The sequence below is a fragment of the Nocardia aurea genome (genome assembly GCF_003123685.1).
In the GTDB taxonomy this organism is placed as follows: domain Bacteria; phylum Actinomycetota; class Actinomycetes; order Mycobacteriales; family Mycobacteriaceae; genus Nocardia; species Nocardia aurea.
The window spans coordinates 684,936-701,872 of the sequence record NZ_QCYJ01000005.1 but is presented as its reverse complement, the minus strand read 5'-3'; the positions used below and the strand labels follow the sequence as shown (position 1 = coordinate 701,872).

Sequence of the window (16,937 nt, the reverse complement as noted above, 5' to 3'; positions counted from 1 at the left end):
TGCACCCGATTCCGTCCGGGAGTCAACTTGAACTTGAGTCGATATCACTCAACCTTGTCGAAAGGCTCAACGGGCGGTCGGCCGAAAAGATTCCCGGACGCCGAAGAAAGTCCGCCCGCGCCGCCATTCTCGTCAGACGGGCACACGCCCGCCACCGCGCCGCGACAATGTGCGCCAGTTGTGACCCGACGATCCCGAGTGTCGCCGAGCGGGGTGTCGCCGAACGTTCAGCTACAGGGCGGTGGCGCGCTCCGGTCGCCGGTGAGTCCGGGATGGATGCCGCGACGCAACCCGTTGTCCACCGACAGCCGTTGCAGCAGCGCGAGCAGCGTAGCCCTGTCCCGCGCGCCGAAATTCGCGAACAGTTCCGCCTCCAGGGCGTCGACGGCTTCGTACGCGCGGGCCAGCACCTCGTGGGCCGAGGGCAGCAGATAGACCGCGTGGGCGCGCCGGTCGGTGGGATGTTTGCGGCGCTCGACCAGTTCGCGTTTCTCCAGCTCGTCGACCAGTCCGACCATGACATTGCGATGGATGCCGAGGGTCTCGCACAGCTGCTGCTGCGATTGCCCGTCGTGCTCGCGCAACAGCCGGAGCATGCCGAAATGGCGGGGGCCGATACCCGCGGGTTCGAGCAGGTCGGAGAAGCGGCCCGCGGTATACGAACCGAGCTGACCGAGCAGGAAGGCCGGGCGCTCGAACAGCGACGCGGGGGACGGGTCGACGTCGGTCACCCCGCTAGCATAGCGCACTTAATGCACACTTAAGGATTGCCATCTTGATTGATAGTCACTAGAGGTGCATAGTTTGGGAGTCGGCACATCCCATCGAATCGAAGAGAGAACGCCGTGGAACCCGACCTCGAAAACCCGCCCGACTCGCCCACGCAGGATCCGCGACGCTGGATCGCCTTCGCCGTCGTCCTGGCGGCGGGCTTCATGGACCTGCTCGACGTCACGATCGTCAATGTCGCGATCCCCAGCATCCAGAACGATCTGGGAGCCGAGTACTCGCAGCTGGAATGGATCATCGCCGCCTACGTCCTGTCCTTCGCCGCGGTGCTCATCACCGGCGGCCGGCTCGGCGACATCTACGGGCGCAAACGCGTCTTCCTCGTCGGCATGGCCGGTTTCACCCTCGCCTCGGCGGCCTGCGGACTGAGCGCCGATCCCGCCGCGCTCATCGCCTCACGTTTCGCCCAGGGCGCGATGGGGGCGCTGATGGTTCCCCAGATCCTCGCGATTATCCGTACTACTTTTCAGAGAAAAGAACAGGCGAAGGCGATCGCGATCTACAGCGGCGTCGGTGGATCCGCCTCGGCGGTCGGTCTGGCCCTGGGCGGGGTGCTCGTGGAGTGGGATCTGTTCGGATCGGCGTGGCGGCCGATCTTCCTGGTCAATATTCCGGTGGGCATCGTCGCGCTCGTCGCGGCCGCCGTGTTCATGAACGATTCCCGCTCACCCAACCCGCCGCGACTCGACGTCGTCGGCATGGTGCTCGCGATCGCAGCGATACTGCTGCTCGTCTTCCCGCTCGCCGAAGGACGCCGACTCGATTGGCCCGCATGGACTTTCGTCATGATGGCGGCGGCGGCGGCCACCTTCGCGGCCTTCATCGCCTACGAGCGGCGACGAGCGCGGACCGTGGGCTCGCCGCTGGTCGACCTCGACCTGTTCCGATCACGCCCCTTCGCCCTCGGACTCGGCAGCTGGCTGACATTCTGGATCGGGCTCGGCGGCTTCTTCCTGGTGTGGACGCTGTTCATGCAGGCGGGTCTGGGCTGGTCACCGATGCGGGCCGGGCTCACCTCGGTGTTCTTCGCGGTCGGCGCGGGTGTCGGGGCGGGGGTGTCGGTCGGCGCGCTCGCGCCGCGTTTCGGCAGGCGGGTGCTGATCGCGGGCGGCCTGACGAACGCCGCCGGGTTCGGCCTCTACGGCTGGCTCGCCGCCCACTACGGCGCGGACATGAACTCCTCGCAGATGGTTTTCCCGCTGCTGCTGACCGGCGCGGGCTTCGGCATGGTGGTCGCGCCGACCATCGATCTGCTGCTGGGGCAGGTGCCCGCGCGCGAGGCCGGGTCGGCGTCGGGCCTGCTCAACACCGGCCAGCAATTGGGCACCGCGCTCGGCGTCGCGTTGGTGGGCGTCGTCTTCTTCACCCAACTCGATCACGATTCCGCGCGCGGCGTGGAAGCGGTGGTCCCGCAGGTGCGCGCCGAACTCAGCGCGGCGGGGGTACCGGAACCCGGTGTGCGGCAGATACTCGCCGATTTCGCCGCCTGCGTGCGCGATCGGTCCGCGCAGGTCGATCCCACCGCGATCCCGGACAGCTGCGTTTCCACCGCCGGACCGGAGGGCGGGACCGTCGGACAGATACTCACCGACGCCGGGAGCGAGGCCAACGCGGTGAACTTCGCCCACACCTTCCGCTACACGCTCTGGTTCGGAATCGGCCTGCTCGCTCTGGTCTGCCTCGGATTCCTGGCCCTGCCGCGCGAGGCCAAACTCGAAACGCGCGAATACGACATGGACGACCAGGTTCAGGAAGGAGCACCCGTGTGATGGACGTACTGGTCGTGGGGCGCGGCCGATCGACGGTGGATACCGCCATCGGCGTCCCGGTCCTGCGCGAACCGGACTAGCGCGGCGGGTGGGAGCCCGTGCGCGACTCCCACCCGCCAGCGCCGCGCCGGGAGATCCGGGCCGGTGGGCAGCAGTAACGTGGGTCGCACATCATCGATACGAGGAGATCGTCATGCGGGCCGCGGTCGTCACGAATACCGAATTCACGGTCGAGGATCTGCCCACCCCGGTACCCGGACCCGGGCAGATCCTCATCGACGTCACCCGCTGCGGAATCTGCGGCTCCGACCTGCACGCCCGCACCCACGCCGACGCCATGGCGGACCTTGCGACGGCCACCGGCTACGACCGTTTCATGCGCACATCGCAGCGCGTCGTCCTCGGACACGAATTCAGCGGCGCGATAGTCGAATACGGCCCGGACTGTCACCGGCGCTGGCGTACCGGAACACCGGTGGTCGCCCTGCCGGTCGTGCGCCGCGACGGCGAACCGCATCTGACCGGGCTGTCCACCGCCGCGCCCGGCGCCTACGCCGAGCAGGTGGTCGTGCAGGAATCGATGACCATGCCGATACCGAACGGATTGTCCGCCGAACACGCCGCCCTCACCGAACCCATGGCCGTGGCCTGGCACGCGGTGCGCAGGGGGCAGGTGGGCAAAGGGCAGACCGCGTTCGTCATCGGATGCGGTCCGATCGGGCTCGCGGTGATCACGATGTTGAAAGCGGTCGGCGCGCGCACCGTGATCGCCAGCGATTTCTCCCCGCGCCGCCGCGAACTCGCGACGGTGTGCGGTGCCGACATCGTCGTCGACCCGGCGGACGGATCCCCCTGGGACGCCGCGCCGAAACGCCGGATCAACGGCGTCACCGACATTCTCGGACTCGGCTTCGACACCATGGAGAAACTGCGCGGCATCCCGAAACTGCCGTGGTGGTACGCGTTCCGGCTGGCCGGGAAACTGGACGCGGGGCCGAAAGGGCCGGTGGTGTTCGAATGTGTCGGGGTACCCGGCGTCATCGACCAGATCATCACCGCCGCACCGCCGCTCACCAGGGTCGTCGTCGTCGGCGTCTGCATGGAGACCGACCGGTTCCAGCCCGCCATGGCCGTCAACAAGGAAATCGACCTGCGTTTCGCCTTCGGCTATGACCCCGGCGAATTCCGCGACACGCTGCACCTCATCGCCGACGGCAAGGTGAATCCCACGCCGCTCATCACCGGCACCGTCGGACTCGACGGCGTCGGCAACGCGTTCGCCGCCCTCGCCGATCCGGGAGCGCACGCGAAGATTCTGATCGATCCGACGGGGCGGGCGCTCACGCCGTGAGGGTGGTCGGGGCGTCGGCGGTCGCTGTTCGGTGACCGGGTCGGCACGCCGTCGAGCTGTCACAGCGACCGGTCAGCCTGTCCCTGGGACCAGAGCAGCACCGCCTCTCGGCCCATCCTCGGCGCCAGCGCACCACTCGGCAGGTTCCCCCACCGTCTTGGACGCGGCAGGATCGACGGCGATCATGACGCCGTGGCGTGGACTCGTTCGGCCAGGTCGTCGTCGAGGGTGACGCGGACCAGCGCCGCGGCTAGGGCCGCCGACCGGCGCGGGGCCAGATCGGCCAGTTCCCCGGGCTTGCCGGGGAGATCGAGGCGGCGCGCGCCCTGGAGGGCGCGATCATCGAAATAGGGCCGGACCCACGGCCACACCTGCTGTACTTCGCGCAGGAATATCGCGCTCCCGGTCGGGCCTATCCCCTTGAACTCTTCGAGGAGTTGGGCGGCACGCCGCGGATCACCGTCGGCCTGCTCGGCGAGTTTGCGCAGGTCACCGTCGAAGCGGTCGATCACGTCGATGGCGACCTCGCCGAGGCGGGTCGCGGTGCTCTCGTCGTAACGGCGGTAGTGGGCTCGCCCGAGCACGTCGACGAGTTCCTGCCATCCCGCATCCGCGACTCGCTGCGGTGTCCGATAGCCACTCTTCACGAGTTCTTCCGCCGTGGCGACGGCGAGCCGGGCCGAAATTCGCGCGCTGAGCAGTTCGGCCAGCACCAAGAGTTGGAAAAGCGGCGCGGGTTTGTCCGCGAGGGAGATTCCGGCCTCCTCCGCGAAGGTGGTCCCCGCCTGTTCCAGAAGTTCCTCGACTATCTGTCGTTCAGTCATCACGACCTCCAGACGCTCGGATACCGATCGCCTACCCCGCGCCGCGCTGTTCACACCGGTTTTCGGTGGTGGCGACGATTTCGTGGAAACCACCGCGCGGTGGGAACGCGCGCGGATGCCGGATATGCCGAGCGGCCGCGCGGCCACGATCCGGCCGGGGACCATGCTCGACGGATGTCCGGAACATCGGTGATCACTCAGCCGGGCAGAAGGCCGAGGGTTCCTTCCGCGCTGCGGGCGGCGGTGAGACAGGCCGAGCGGGTGAACTGGTCGGCCAGCGGATGACGTGCGCGGTCGCGCCATTTGCGGACGGCGGCGACGGCGGCGGCGCGCTGCTGGTCCGGGGATGTATCGGGGGGTATGCCCAGGCGCAGGTGCGCGGCGATTCCCGAACCGCCGATCAGACGGTGGAGTTCGGCCAGGTCGGCCGGGGGGAGGGTCAATTCGTCGGTGCGCAGGCGACCGAGCAGCCGGAGTTCGGCGAAACCGTGCACGTCGGCGAGCAGAGTGCCGACCCGCGGACGAAGGCGGTCGGCCGCGGTGCCGGGATACGCGGCGAGCACCCCCGCCAGGGCCGACAGCGCCGAATGGGCTTTGAGCTGGTCGGCGCGCTGTCCGAACTGCACGTCGAGGACCGAACGCAATTCGTCGACGCCGCTGCGGTCGGTCAATTCGGCGGCGAGAGTGGCCGAATCGCGGACGCCGAGTCGAATCAGGGTGACCGCCATACGGATTCCGAACATGCCGAATCGTTCGGACAGCTGCGCGCGCAACTCCGGCGCGACCGGGAGCGCGATATCGGGGCGGGCGAAACGGTCCACCGACAGCATCGCGGCGCCGAGTTCGTCGACCGGGACACCCGCCAGCGCCTCGAAAGCCGTGAACTCCTGCTGACGCAGGGTCGCCGCGGCGAAAGCCAGCAGACCCGCGACCGGAATAACGGCCTGGCACAGGCCCGTTCGCTCCAACTCTCCCGCGAACCGGACCGCGACCTCACGCGCGGAATGCAGGGCGTCGATACGACCCGCGCCGATCTCGTCGGCCCGAGAGACCACGCCGACCACACCGAGCGGGCCGCCGCGACCGGCGCGCGCGCCGATACGTTCGAGGAAGGTGATGTCGGTGGCATCGAGTCTGCGCAGCAGGTAGACGACCGCGTCGGCGCCGGGCAGGATCGGTCCCGCCCCGCGACCGGACCGGTCGTCCTCCGGGGTGAGCAGGCGCGCGGTGCGCATCGACACTTCCCGCGACAACGACGAGGTACCCGGCGTATCGATGATGGTGGTGGCGGCGAGTGTCGCCGACGGCCACTCCACTTCGAGGTGATCCACCGGGCGCGGCCCGGGCGCGTTCCAGTTCAGACGCTCCAGATCGAAGGTCAGCCCGTGGGTGCCGCCGCCCCGGCGCACCACCACATTGGCGGTGGAACCGTCCGGGGCGTATGCCGTGACGCCCGGGGTCGAACCGTGGCGGTACCAGGTGACGACACGTGTGCATTCGGTGGCGTCGGTCGGCGCGATGTCCTGGCCGACCAGCGCGTTCAGCAGTGTCGACTTACCGGCCTTGATCGAACCCGCCAACGCCACCCGCAACGGCTGCTCCAGGCGTCGGGCGCATTCGGCCAGCAGCGCGCGCGCTCGCGGCTCGCGCGCGAATTCCTGCCGTGCGGCACCGACCAGCCGATGTGCCTCGGCCACGATGCCGGGCGCGATCCCGGTCTCGCTGTTCACGGGGTTACCGTACCGACGCTCCTTTCCTCGGGTGCGGCAACGGGGGTCGCGGTGCCGGTAGCGGCGATGGCCCGCTGCCCCGCGTCGGCATGCCTGCGCAGTTCCGCGACGGCGCGCAGTTGCTGTTCGAGTACCTGGCAGCGTTCGGTGCGCCTCGCCGCCTCCATCGACGCCGCCTCCTGCGCGGCCCGCAGCGAATCGTCGATCGAGCGCAGACTGCGTTCGGCCACGCCGCTGTAGTGATCGCGCAGCGCGCGGTGGATCCGGTGCAGGCGGTCCTTGGAATCCTTGCCCGCCTGGAAGGCGACATCGTCGACGAAACGGCGCACCGCCGTCTTGGCCTCGTTGCGCCTGCGCGCCAGCCGCGCCTGCTTGTCGTCGCGGAATGCCTTGCCGCCCACGATGACACCCGCCCCGATGGATATCGGATTGAGCATGGCGAGCCCCGCGAACGTGGTGGCGAGTCCGACCATCAGGACGCCACCGTACGAACCTCGCATACCGACGAGCAGTTTGCTCGCGAAGCCGATATCCGGCTCCAGCTCGCCGAGAGTGCCCGCACCGGCACGGGATTCGTCGCTGTCGTGACCGGTCCGCACATCGGGCAGTTCGACCGCGCCCACATCGGTGAAATGTTCGGCGACCCGTTCGGCCAGCAGGACCGCGCGCCGATGGGTCCAGAGCAGATTGTCACCGATCGCGGTATCGACCGTGCCCGTGAGCCATTCGGCGATGCTGTCCCAGCTGCGGCCGGGATCGTTCTCGTCGATCCATTCCTCCCCGGTACGGGCGATGCCGCGCAGCCGATCTCGCAGATCGTGATCGACGTCGCCCGCCAGATCGGTGATGCCGTCCGCGAGGGTCTGCTGCCACGCCGCGGTACGCCGCTGCAACTGTTCGGCCGAGGCGCGCGCGGACTGCAATTCACCGATCGCCGCGGCGCCCTGACCCGGATCACGCAGCGCGACCAGCTCACTGCCCAACGCCAACGCCAGATGTTCTGCCGCCGAATGGATGTCGCGGGCGACCAGATCCCTGGTCGCGGCCTGATCGCGGGCGACGACCTGGTCGCGCAGGAACTGATACAGCACACCGAATCCCGATTCGACACCGAGTTGGGCGTCCTGCAACCGCAGCGCGTGCGATCGCAGCAGCGACGACACCGGAATGATCGGCACCTCGAGGCCCGCCGCGCCGATATGGCGCAGATCGGCCTCGTGCACCCGCCGCCAGTGCGGATACATATCGGTCTTGGTGAGCAACAGCGCCAGGTTCGGGCACAACTCGCGAACCTGACGCAGGAACGCGAGTTCCGGTTCGGTCAATTCGGTGGACGCGTCGGAGAGCACGAGTACCGCGTCCGCCCCCTGCGCCATGCCGAGAACCCCCGCCGCACCGGAACTTCCGTGCCCGCCGACCCCGGGGGTGTCGACCAGGACGATCCCGTCGGCCAGCAGCGGATTCGGCACCTCCACCTCCCAGCGCAGGATTCGTCGACCCTGTGTGATCGGTGAGCGCGCGGTGACCGAGCCGAGTTCCTCGATCGGAACCTCGACGCGCGTCTCCTGCGCTCCCTGCTGCGGACCGGCGAGCACCAGCACGGCCCGCGCCTTCGGGCCGGGAGCGAGCAGCATGGGCGCCGTCGTCGTGGTGTCGTCACCCACCGGGCAGATGTCGATATCGAGCAGAGCGTTGACGAAACGGCTCTTACCCTGGTCCGACTGTCCGGTGACGACGATGCGGCGGCGCGGATCGCGGACCCGGCTCGCCGCCGCCTCCAGGCGACCGACCAGATCGTCGCGCCCCGCCGCGCGCGCCGCCGCGATGGTGTCGGCGAGCACCGCCAGCAGCGGCACCGCGGGCGCGGCGGGCGGAGTGGGTGTGGGAGTCCCCATCGCGGTGTCGACCTCTTTCAGTGCAGGAACGCGTCGGCGGACGGATCGGCGCCTGCGTCGACAGCGGAGTCGGCCGCGCCGAACAACCCGGCATCGCCGGTGACCGAACTGTCCAGACCCGAACCGAACGCGCTCGAAACATCCAGCGACGACCAGGTATTCGCGGTCGAGGACAGCGCGCTGGACGCTGTCGCACCGACACCGTGGCCGCCATCGCCCTGCGCGCCCGTATCGAACGACCCCGCGCCGGCGGCCGAACCACCTACGCCGACACCGTGATCGACGGCACCGCCGAGCCCGGAGGCCGCGCTCCCGCCCAGTGCACCGCCGGTCGTGAGACCCGATTCGAGTCCGCCGGTCAGGCCGCCGCCGGTCGACAGACCGGTCTCCAGACCCGAGCCGATATGGCCGGTCGAATCCAGACCCGACGTCGAACCGCCTGCCGCACCCGCGCCGAGGTCCGCCGCGGTGCCGAGCCCGGTCTCCAACCCGGACCCCACCTGACCCGCACCACCTGCACCGACCTGGCCCGCACCGCCGAGGGCTCCACCAGCGTCGACGTGGTCCGCGCTACCGAGCGCTCCCGACAATCCGGTCTCCAACCCGGAACCCACGTGTCCCGCACCGCCCAGCGCGCCCGACAGCCCCGTTTCGACACCGGACCCCACCTGGCCCGCGCCACCGAGCACACCGGACTCCACACCGGCGCCTACTTCGCCCGCACCGCCCAGCGCCCCGGACAACCCTGTTTCGATACCGGCACCCGCCTGACTCGCACCTCCGAGCCCGCCGGACAATCCCGTTTCCAGGCCGGAACCGACCTGGCCTGCGCCACCGAGCGCGCCACCGATACCCGCGCCGACCGAGCTGGCACCACCGAGTGCGCCGGACAGTCCGGACTCCAACCCGGAGCCCACCTGACCCGCCGCTCCGAGCGCACCGTCGACACCCGCACCGGCCTGACCTGCGGCACCGAGCGCACCACCCAGACCAGCGGCGAGACCTCCGCCGAGTCCGACGCCGGACTCCACGGCCGCACCGATCCCCGCACCCGCCTGCCCCGCTCCACCGAGCCCGATCGACAGCCCGGAGTCCACATCGGAGCCGAGTTGCCCGGCCGCACCGAGAGCCCCGGAGAGTCCCGCCTCCAGCCCGGAACCCACCTGCCCGACGGCACCGACAGAATTCCCGAGAACGGCCGTCACCGACGCACCCCCGCCACCGACGGCGTCGAGTCCACCGGACAGCCCGGTCTCCAGCCCGCCACCGATTTCCGCCCCCGCCCCGAGCGCCGCCCCCACGCCCGTCGCGACACTCGCTTCCAAGCCGGAAACCCCCTGGGCGCCCGCCCCGACTGCCCCACCGACACCGGCGCCTACCTCGCCACCGACCCCCGTCGCGACACCGAGGGCCCCGTCCAGGCCTGCGCCGAGATCCGCGGCACCGCCCACCGCGGCGTCTACCGCGCCACCGAGACCCGCGCCCAGGTCGGCGACCGCACCGACCGTGCCGTCCACGGCCCCACCCAGCCCGGCACTGGCACCGGCACCGGCGGCAGAATCCAGCGCACCATCAACCGCACCCGTCAGGTCCGCACCGACACCGGCGGCACCATCGACCGCACCACCGATTCCTGCAGCGGTCCCCAGCGCACCATCAACGGCACCCGTCAGATCCGCACCAACACCGGCGGCACCATCGACCGCACCACCGATTCCTGCAGCGGTCCCCAGCGCACCATCAACGGCACCCGTCAGGTCCGCACCGACACCGGCGGCACCATCGACCGCACCACCGATTCCTGCAGCGGTCCCCAGCGCACCGTCGACCGCAGCATTCAGATCCGCACCGACACCGGGGATACCGTCGAGACCGGTCTCCAGGCCCGCGCCCACGTCGGTGGCGGCACCAGCAGCGCCGTTCAGCCCAGCTTCGGCCGCGCCACCGAGACCCGCGGCCGCACCGACTGCTCCGCCGAGACCGGTCTCCAGGCCGGCGCCGAGCGCGCCGTCCAGTCCGATACCCGCGCCCGCTGCCACGTCCGATACGCCGTCGAGGTCGATCCCCGCTCCTGCCGTCGCGTCCAACGCTCCGTCGAGGGCACCGCCGAGACCGGATGCCGCGCCGACGACGCCACCGAGGGCGCCCTCGAGACCGGCGCCTGCCTCGACCGCGCCGCCGAGGGCGCCGTTCAGGCCCGCTCCTACCTCGGAAGCGGCTCCCAATGATCCGTTCAACGCTGCGTCGATGTCGGCGTCCAGGTCGGTAACCGCACCGACCGTGCTGCCCAGTGCGCCGCCCAATTCCGCACCGACACCGGCCCCGCCGTCCACCGCACCACCGAGACCAGCGGCCGAGTCAGCCACCGCGCCGCCGATGCTATCGAGTGCGCCTCCGAGATCCGCACCTGCGCCGAGCGCACCACCGAGCCCCGCACCCGCGCCGAGCGCACCACCGAGCCCCGCACCAAGACCGGCCGCGCCGTCGAGAGCACCGCCCAATTCCGCACCTGCATCGGCTCCGGCCCCCACCGCGCCACCGAGCGCACCACCCAGATCCGCACCCAGGTCACCGACGGTGCCCGCCGCGCCACCGAGCGCACCTCCGGCACCCACCGCACCACCGAGACCCGCGCCCACGTCACCGACCGCGCCAACCGTGCCATCCAGGGCACCGCCCAGGCCCGCACCGACATCGCCGACAACTCCTGCCGCACCACCGAGACCGGCACCCGCGTCTACCGCACCACTCAGCGCACCACCGAGACCGGCGCCCACGTCACCGACCGCGCCAACCGTGCCATCCAGGGCACCGCCCAAGCCTGCACCGACATCGCCGACAACTCCTGCCGCACCACCGAGACCGGCACCCAGGTCGGCTGCCGCGCCGACGGTGCTGTCGAGAGCACCGTTCAGACCCGCGCCCGCACCGAGCGCCCCGTTCAAGCCCGCACCCAAATCGCCTGTCGCGCCTACGACTCCGTTCAGAGCTCCGTCGAGTCCCGTGCCGAGCCCGGCGGCAGCGTCAGCCACACCACCGAGCGCACCATTCAGACCCACACCCAGACCGGCCGCAGCACCTGCCACACCATCGATGGCACCGTTCAGACCCGCACCGAGACCGGTGGCGGCACCGAGGGCACCGCCGAGCGCGCCGCCGAGACCCGCGCCGAGGTCGGCCACCGCGCCGACGGTGCCGTCGAGTGCGCCTCCGAGACCCGCACCGGCGCCGAGCGCACCGCCGAGACCCGCACCGAGACCCGCCGCGCCGTCCAGCGCACCGCCCAGTCCGGCATCGAGATCCACATCGATATCGGCGCCGGTCGATCCGCCGAGACCGAATGCGCCGCCGATGGTCGTGGTCAGGTCCGCGAGTGCGTTCAGACCCGCGTCGATCCCGGCGCCGATTCCCGCGCCCACTTGCAGGCCTGCGTCGAGGGCCGAGTCGAGGCCGACCCCGAGATCGAGGTCGAGACCGGTATCTCCGTTCAGGCTGATGTCGGCGCCGGTCTGCGCGTCGGCGCCGAGTCCGATTCCGGCGTCGGCCGCGGCGACGGCACCGGCCGTGACCGCGGCGGCAGCGGCGGCGTTCCCGCCCGCCGCGACGATCGCCGACAGCTGGGAACCGCCGGCGACCAGCGCGGATTCGGCTACCATCGGGGCGACGGCGGCGATGTCTTCCGGTGTCACGGCGGCGAGTCCGGCGGCGGCGAGGGCCTGCTCGGGGTTGGCGCAGTAGCCGAGCGCCGCTTCACGATCGCGCAAAAGGCCGAGGATGAACTCGAGAATCGCATTGGGTGTCATCTGGAATCGTCTCCTGGGATCGGCGGACCGCTTCCATCCGCGGCAGTTGGAATACATTTCACGCTAGGGATCGAACTCGTTACCGGAAACGGGGTTCACCCCTATGGCTCACCTCGGCAACCCATTAGGGGCCGCCGCCGGATTAGGGGAATTTCCCCGTCTTTCCCCGGCCGTCGGTAACGGTTCTCAACCAGCAACCGACAGATCTGATGCGTCGGCGCGAGACTCGGCGTTCGTACAGGGACAACACAGCAGCGACCATCGGACCCACTGAATTCTCGAGCGAGGTTCACGAATGACAGAGCGTCTGGCGCTCGGCATCACTGTCGGGGCGTTGAATTCGGTCGCCGTGGCGACATCGGGGACCGTCGACGATGTCGACGTCGGCCCCGCCTACGGGGGCACCGTCCTGACCCATCCCAGCGTGCTGCGCCTCGGCGCCGATTCCGCGCCTGTTTTCGGGACGACGGCCGGTCCGAGCAGCCGACATTCGAACGACATCGTGTTCGAAGGGTTCCTCGATCGCGTCGGCGATCCGGTCGATCTGCTCGCCGAGGACGGTTCGACCCATTCCGCGGCCGCACTGGTCGCCACCGCCGTGCGCTGCCTGGTCGACGAAACAGCCACGGCGACAGGCCAAGCGCCGGAAGCGGTGATCGTCTGCCATCCCGCCTGGTGGTCGCGTCACACGGTGGACGTGCAGCGCGGCGCGCTCGTCGCCGCCGACCTGCCCGGGGTGACCCTGATCCCGGAGCCGACCGCGGCGATGAGTTGGCTGGAGGCCGCGCACGGACGGCTCGACGACGGCGCTGTCGTCGTCTACGACCTCGGCGCGACCGGGCTCACGATCTCGGTGATGCGCACCGGAGCGCACGCCGGTCCGCTCGCTACTCCCCTGCGAACAACCGATGTCGCCGGTGCCGAATTCGACCTGCTGGTGATGCGCTACATTCTGGCTAATGCGCGGCAGGGAAATGAATTCGACCCGTTCGACCCGGTGATCGAAAGGGAATTGTCGGGTTTACGCACCGACTGCCGAAAAGCGAAAGAAGCGCTTTCCATAAATACCGCGACCGTTGTTCCGGTCGGACTCGATCCCACCGTTCCCGGCGGCCAGCAGATCCGTCTCGTCCGCGACGAACTGGAGGAACTACTGCGGGCGCCGCTGCTGGTCTCGCTCGATCTGATCCGCGACGCGGTCCACCGCGCCGGACTCGGAATCGGCGATATCGGCCGGGTGCTGCTCACCGGCGGCGGCAGCTCGATCCCCCTGGTCGCCGAGTTGATCTCCACCGAGTTCGGACTTCCGGTGGTCGCCGCGCCCGACCCCGCGCAGACGAGCGCGCGCGGCGCGGCGGCGCTGGCGACCGACCTGCTCGCCGCCGAGGTGGCGACCACCCCGCACGGCTTCGTCGCCGACACCCCCACCGACGCACTGCCCGCCGTGATCACGGCCGCCCGGCCCGCCACCGATCTCCAGGCCGACGCACTGCCCGTCGCGCCACCGGCCACGGGGATGACCACCCGGCGACGTGTCGCGATCGCCGCGGGCGCCGCGCTGGTCATGGGCCTGATCGGCGCGGGCACGCTCGCCATCGGCACCGGTCTCCCGGGAAGCCCGAATCAGCCCGCGTCCACCCAGCAGCAACAGGTGACGCCCGGTGAACAGGCCTCAGCGAATACGACCTCGAGCACCGACGGAACCGCGCCGGCGAGTCCGGGCACTCCCGGTGCGCCGCAGGCGGGCAATCCGACGGGCGGGGCGGGATCACCCACGGGCGCGTCCCCCGGCAGCACGGTCGGCGTCGTGAACGGTCAGGGCACTCCCGCTCAGGCCGGAACCGGCGAACCTGCCCCCGCGGGCGGCCCGGCGACCGCGGCGACCCCCGAGAACGGAACACCGCAGCAGGCGCAAGCACCCCAGCCCGCGCCGCAACAACAACCGGCGCCGCAACCACAACCCCAGCCGCAGCCCGTGCCGCAGCCGCAGCCGCAGCCCACGCAGATTCCCCTGCCCGCCCCCACGGTGCCCAAACCGCAGGTGCCGAGCCTGCCGACGGGCGTGCTGGAGAACACCATCGACGGCGTCGGTGAAGGGGTCGGCGGGGCGGTAGGCACCATCCTGGACGCACCGGGCGAGATCCTCGGAGGCAACGGTGGCTGACATCGCGTTCGACACCATGCCCTATGTCAGAGAGATCTTCCGCGAACTGGATTCGACGGACCCCGAAACCTCCACGGTGCTGATCCGGGGCCGTTCCGGCACCGGTAAATCGACCCTGCTGGCGGCGGTCCGCACCCGTTTGCGAGCCAGGGGCGTGCCGCTGCGCGAGACCATCCGCGAGAATCTCTACGCGCCGATGCCCGAGCACATCACGATCGGCGCGGGCGACAGCGCGGAGCGTCGACACAGCGGATCGGGCCCGCGTCCGGCGCTGATCATCGACGATGCCCACACCCTGAGTCCGACCGATCTCGAATCACTCTGCGCGAGTATCGAATCCGGTAAGTACACGGTCGTCGTCGCGGCCCAGCCGCGCCCGCACGACACTCGCCTGCGCACACTGGCCGACGCGGTCGCGCGCCGTGGCCGCGTCGTGGACCTGCGCCCGCTCGGGGTTTCGGATATCACCCCTTTCGCCAGGGAGTTGGGGATGGCGGTGCCGCGCGCGGTGGCTCAGCACATCCACCAGCAGACCGGCGGTATCCGCGGTGGCGTCGTCGCGGCGCTCACGGCGGCCTGTTCCGCCCGCCTGGACGCGGGGGTGCGCGCGGTCGACGACGCCGTCTCGCACTGGGCGCGTTCACTTCTGGACAATCTGGAACCGGATCTGCTCGAGACGCTCGCCGTCGCCACCACCGGCACCGGACTCGATTCGACCGAACTCACCGAAGTACTCGGCGTCGATCCCCCGGCGGCCCAACGTCTCATCGATCGGGCACGGGCGACCGCCCTGGTCACCGACGCCGATCTGCTGCTCGCCCCCGCCGTTCCCGCGCTACGCACCATCCTCGGCGATCGCCGCTATCTCGCCGTCCAGCGCAGACTTCTCGCCGCCAGATTGGACGCGGGCCTGCTGCGCGACCAGACGGCGCTGGCACTGGCCGAGTCCGGTGTCCGTGACGACCGCCTGGCCGACTTCCTCTGCGCCGCGGCCGAACACGCGGGCCCCGCCGCCGTCCGCTTCTACAGCGCCGCCGCGGCCGCGGGCGCGGATCAGGACCGGATCGCGCTGCGCTGGGCCGAGGCGGCGGCGCGCACCGGCGACGGTGAGACCGCCATGCGCCTGGCCGAGCCGGTACTCGCCCGCGCGGAGGTGACCGGCGCCGAACTCGCCGACGCCGTGCGGATCTGCGCCGGAGTGCTGACCCGACGCGGCCTCGTCGGCCGGGCCGCGCAGCTCTACACCTGGCTCGGCGCGCATCGCATCGGTCCCGACTGGGCCGTCGGCGCGACAGTGCTGTCGCTGGCGGGCAATGTCCGCGACGCCGCGGAACTCTCCGGCGCGTCGGCGCAATGGCCGCCGACCGAGGCGAACACCCAGGCCCGGCTGATCGCGACGGCGCTCGGCGCGTCCCTGACCCGTGGCGAGTCCGCCGTCGCGGTGTCGACATTGCTCCAGGCCGCGCATATCGACGTGAATTCGGATCGCTTCCTGCCGTGCACGCCGGTGTCGATCGCGACACTGCTGTGCCTGAGCACCGGCGATCCCCGCCGGGCGGGCGAATCGCTGCTGCGCGCGACCGATAGCGGGGCGCGCAGCGGACAACCGCGGGTGCTGGCCGCCTGGGTGGCGATGCTCGGCGGGGACGAGCAGGGCGCGGCGGCCACCGTCGCCGCACTGGACTGGGACGCGCTCGACATCCGTGACCGGCTGCTCGCCCACGGCGTCGCGGTGGGTCTGGCCCGGCGCGGCGGCGACCACGTGGCACTCACCAAGGCCTGGCAGGCGGCCTACCCGCTCTTCGACGACGTCGACGCCGACCTGCTGACGCTGCTGCCGGTCGGCGAACTCTGGCTGGCCGGTATCCGGTTGCGCGACGAACGCCGGATCACGCCCCTGGTGGAGGCGTCGCTGTCGCTGCTCCGATCCTTGAACCAGCCACCGACCTGGGCCAACGCGTTCCACTGGTACGGCGTCCAGGCCGCTATCGCGCACAAGAGTCCCGACGACCTGCTTCCGCACGCCCATCTGCTCAAATCCGCCGCCGAATCGGGCGATCGGCATGCCGCCGTGCTCGCCGACGCCGGACGCACCTGGGTTTTCGTCCTGCGCGGCGAAGTCTCGGCCGCGCACGTGGAGCAGGCCGTCACCGGTCTGCGCGGTATCGGGCTGACCTGGGACGCCGCTCGTCTCGCCAGCGAGGCCGCGCTGTCCGCCGACGATTCGGCCACGGCGACCGCGCTGCTGAAACTGGCACGCGCGATCCGGTCCGATTCCCGCCCGCAGGAATTCTCGCCGCCACCGACCACCGCGGCGCAGCCCGCGCGCGGACGCGGCGCGACGCCCGATCCCGCCGTGCGGAGCACCGACGGCAATCCCATCCTCAGCGAACGGGAGCGGGAGGTCGCCGAACTGGTCCTGCTCGGTTTGACCTATCGGGAGATCGGCGCTCGCCTGTACATTTCCGCGAAGACGGTGGAGCATCACGTCGCCCGCATACGGCGCCGAATCGGTGCCGGGTCGCGTTCGGAGCTATTGTCGATGCTTCGCGCCATGGGACACGGCTCGCTGCTGGTGTGATCGCGGCACGGGCCCGACGATGTCGAAGCGA

9 protein-coding genes are annotated in these 16,937 nt (G+C 70.5%); 4 read left to right on the top strand and 5 right to left on the bottom strand.

All coding sequences use genetic code 11. The features are described 5' to 3' along the window. Window positions 1–227: 227 nt before the first annotated feature. The gene (locus DAT37_RS03790; RefSeq protein ID WP_109523179.1) at window positions 228–731 is read right to left on the bottom strand and encodes a MarR family winged helix-turn-helix transcriptional regulator; all 504 of its coding nucleotides are present in this window, start codon (window positions 729–731) and stop codon (window positions 228–230) included. Between the two features lie 114 nt (window positions 732–845). Between DAT37_RS03790 and DAT37_RS03785 the strand changes: the two genes are divergently transcribed. Continuing rightward, complete coding sequence (locus DAT37_RS03785; RefSeq protein WP_232839479.1) at window positions 846–2,558, top strand: MFS transporter; 1,713 nt, start codon at window positions 846–848, stop codon at window positions 2,556–2,558. A gap of 193 nt (window positions 2,559–2,751) precedes the next feature. Beyond that, window positions 2,752–3,909: a zinc-binding dehydrogenase gene (locus tag DAT37_RS03780; protein WP_109523178.1), complete on the top strand. Its 1,158-nt coding sequence runs from the start codon at window positions 2,752–2,754 to the stop codon at window positions 3,907–3,909. A gap of 182 nt (window positions 3,910–4,091) precedes the next feature. Here the strand turns inward: DAT37_RS03780 and DAT37_RS03775 are convergent, their stop codons facing one another. From DAT37_RS03775 to DAT37_RS03760, 4 genes are all read right to left on the bottom strand, one after another. Further along, the gene (locus tag DAT37_RS03775) at window positions 4,092–4,733 is read right to left on the bottom strand and encodes an HhH-GDP family DNA glycosylase (protein ID WP_109523294.1); all 642 of its coding nucleotides are present in this window, start codon (window positions 4,731–4,733) and stop codon (window positions 4,092–4,094) included. 197 nt (window positions 4,734–4,930) lie between these two features. Further along, window positions 4,931–6,445, bottom strand: a complete 1,515-nt coding sequence (locus tag DAT37_RS03770) for a dynamin family protein (protein ID WP_408637361.1) — start codon at window positions 6,443–6,445, stop codon at window positions 4,931–4,933. 14 nt (window positions 6,446–6,459) lie between these two features. Then, window positions 6,460–8,358 (bottom strand): dynamin family protein, encoded by a 1,899-nt coding sequence (locus tag DAT37_RS03765; protein ID WP_109523177.1) that lies wholly within the window; start codon window positions 8,356–8,358, stop codon window positions 6,460–6,462. Between the two features lie 17 nt (window positions 8,359–8,375). Further along, window positions 8,376–12,161, bottom strand: a complete 3,786-nt coding sequence (locus DAT37_RS03760) for an IniB N-terminal domain-containing protein (protein WP_157978256.1) — start codon at window positions 12,159–12,161, stop codon at window positions 8,376–8,378. Window positions 12,162–12,456: 295 nt separating this feature from the next. Between DAT37_RS03760 and DAT37_RS03755 the strand changes: the two genes are divergently transcribed. Beyond that, on the top strand, window positions 12,457–14,325 hold the full coding sequence (locus DAT37_RS03755) for an Hsp70 family protein (protein WP_109523175.1): 1,869 nt from the start codon (window positions 12,457–12,459) through the stop codon (window positions 14,323–14,325). After that, window positions 14,318–16,906: a LuxR C-terminal-related transcriptional regulator gene (locus tag DAT37_RS03750; protein WP_109523174.1), complete on the top strand. Its 2,589-nt coding sequence runs from the start codon at window positions 14,318–14,320 to the stop codon at window positions 16,904–16,906. Before DAT37_RS03755 ends, DAT37_RS03750 begins: the two co-directional genes overlap by 8 nt. Window positions 16,907–16,937: the final 31 nt, after the last annotated feature.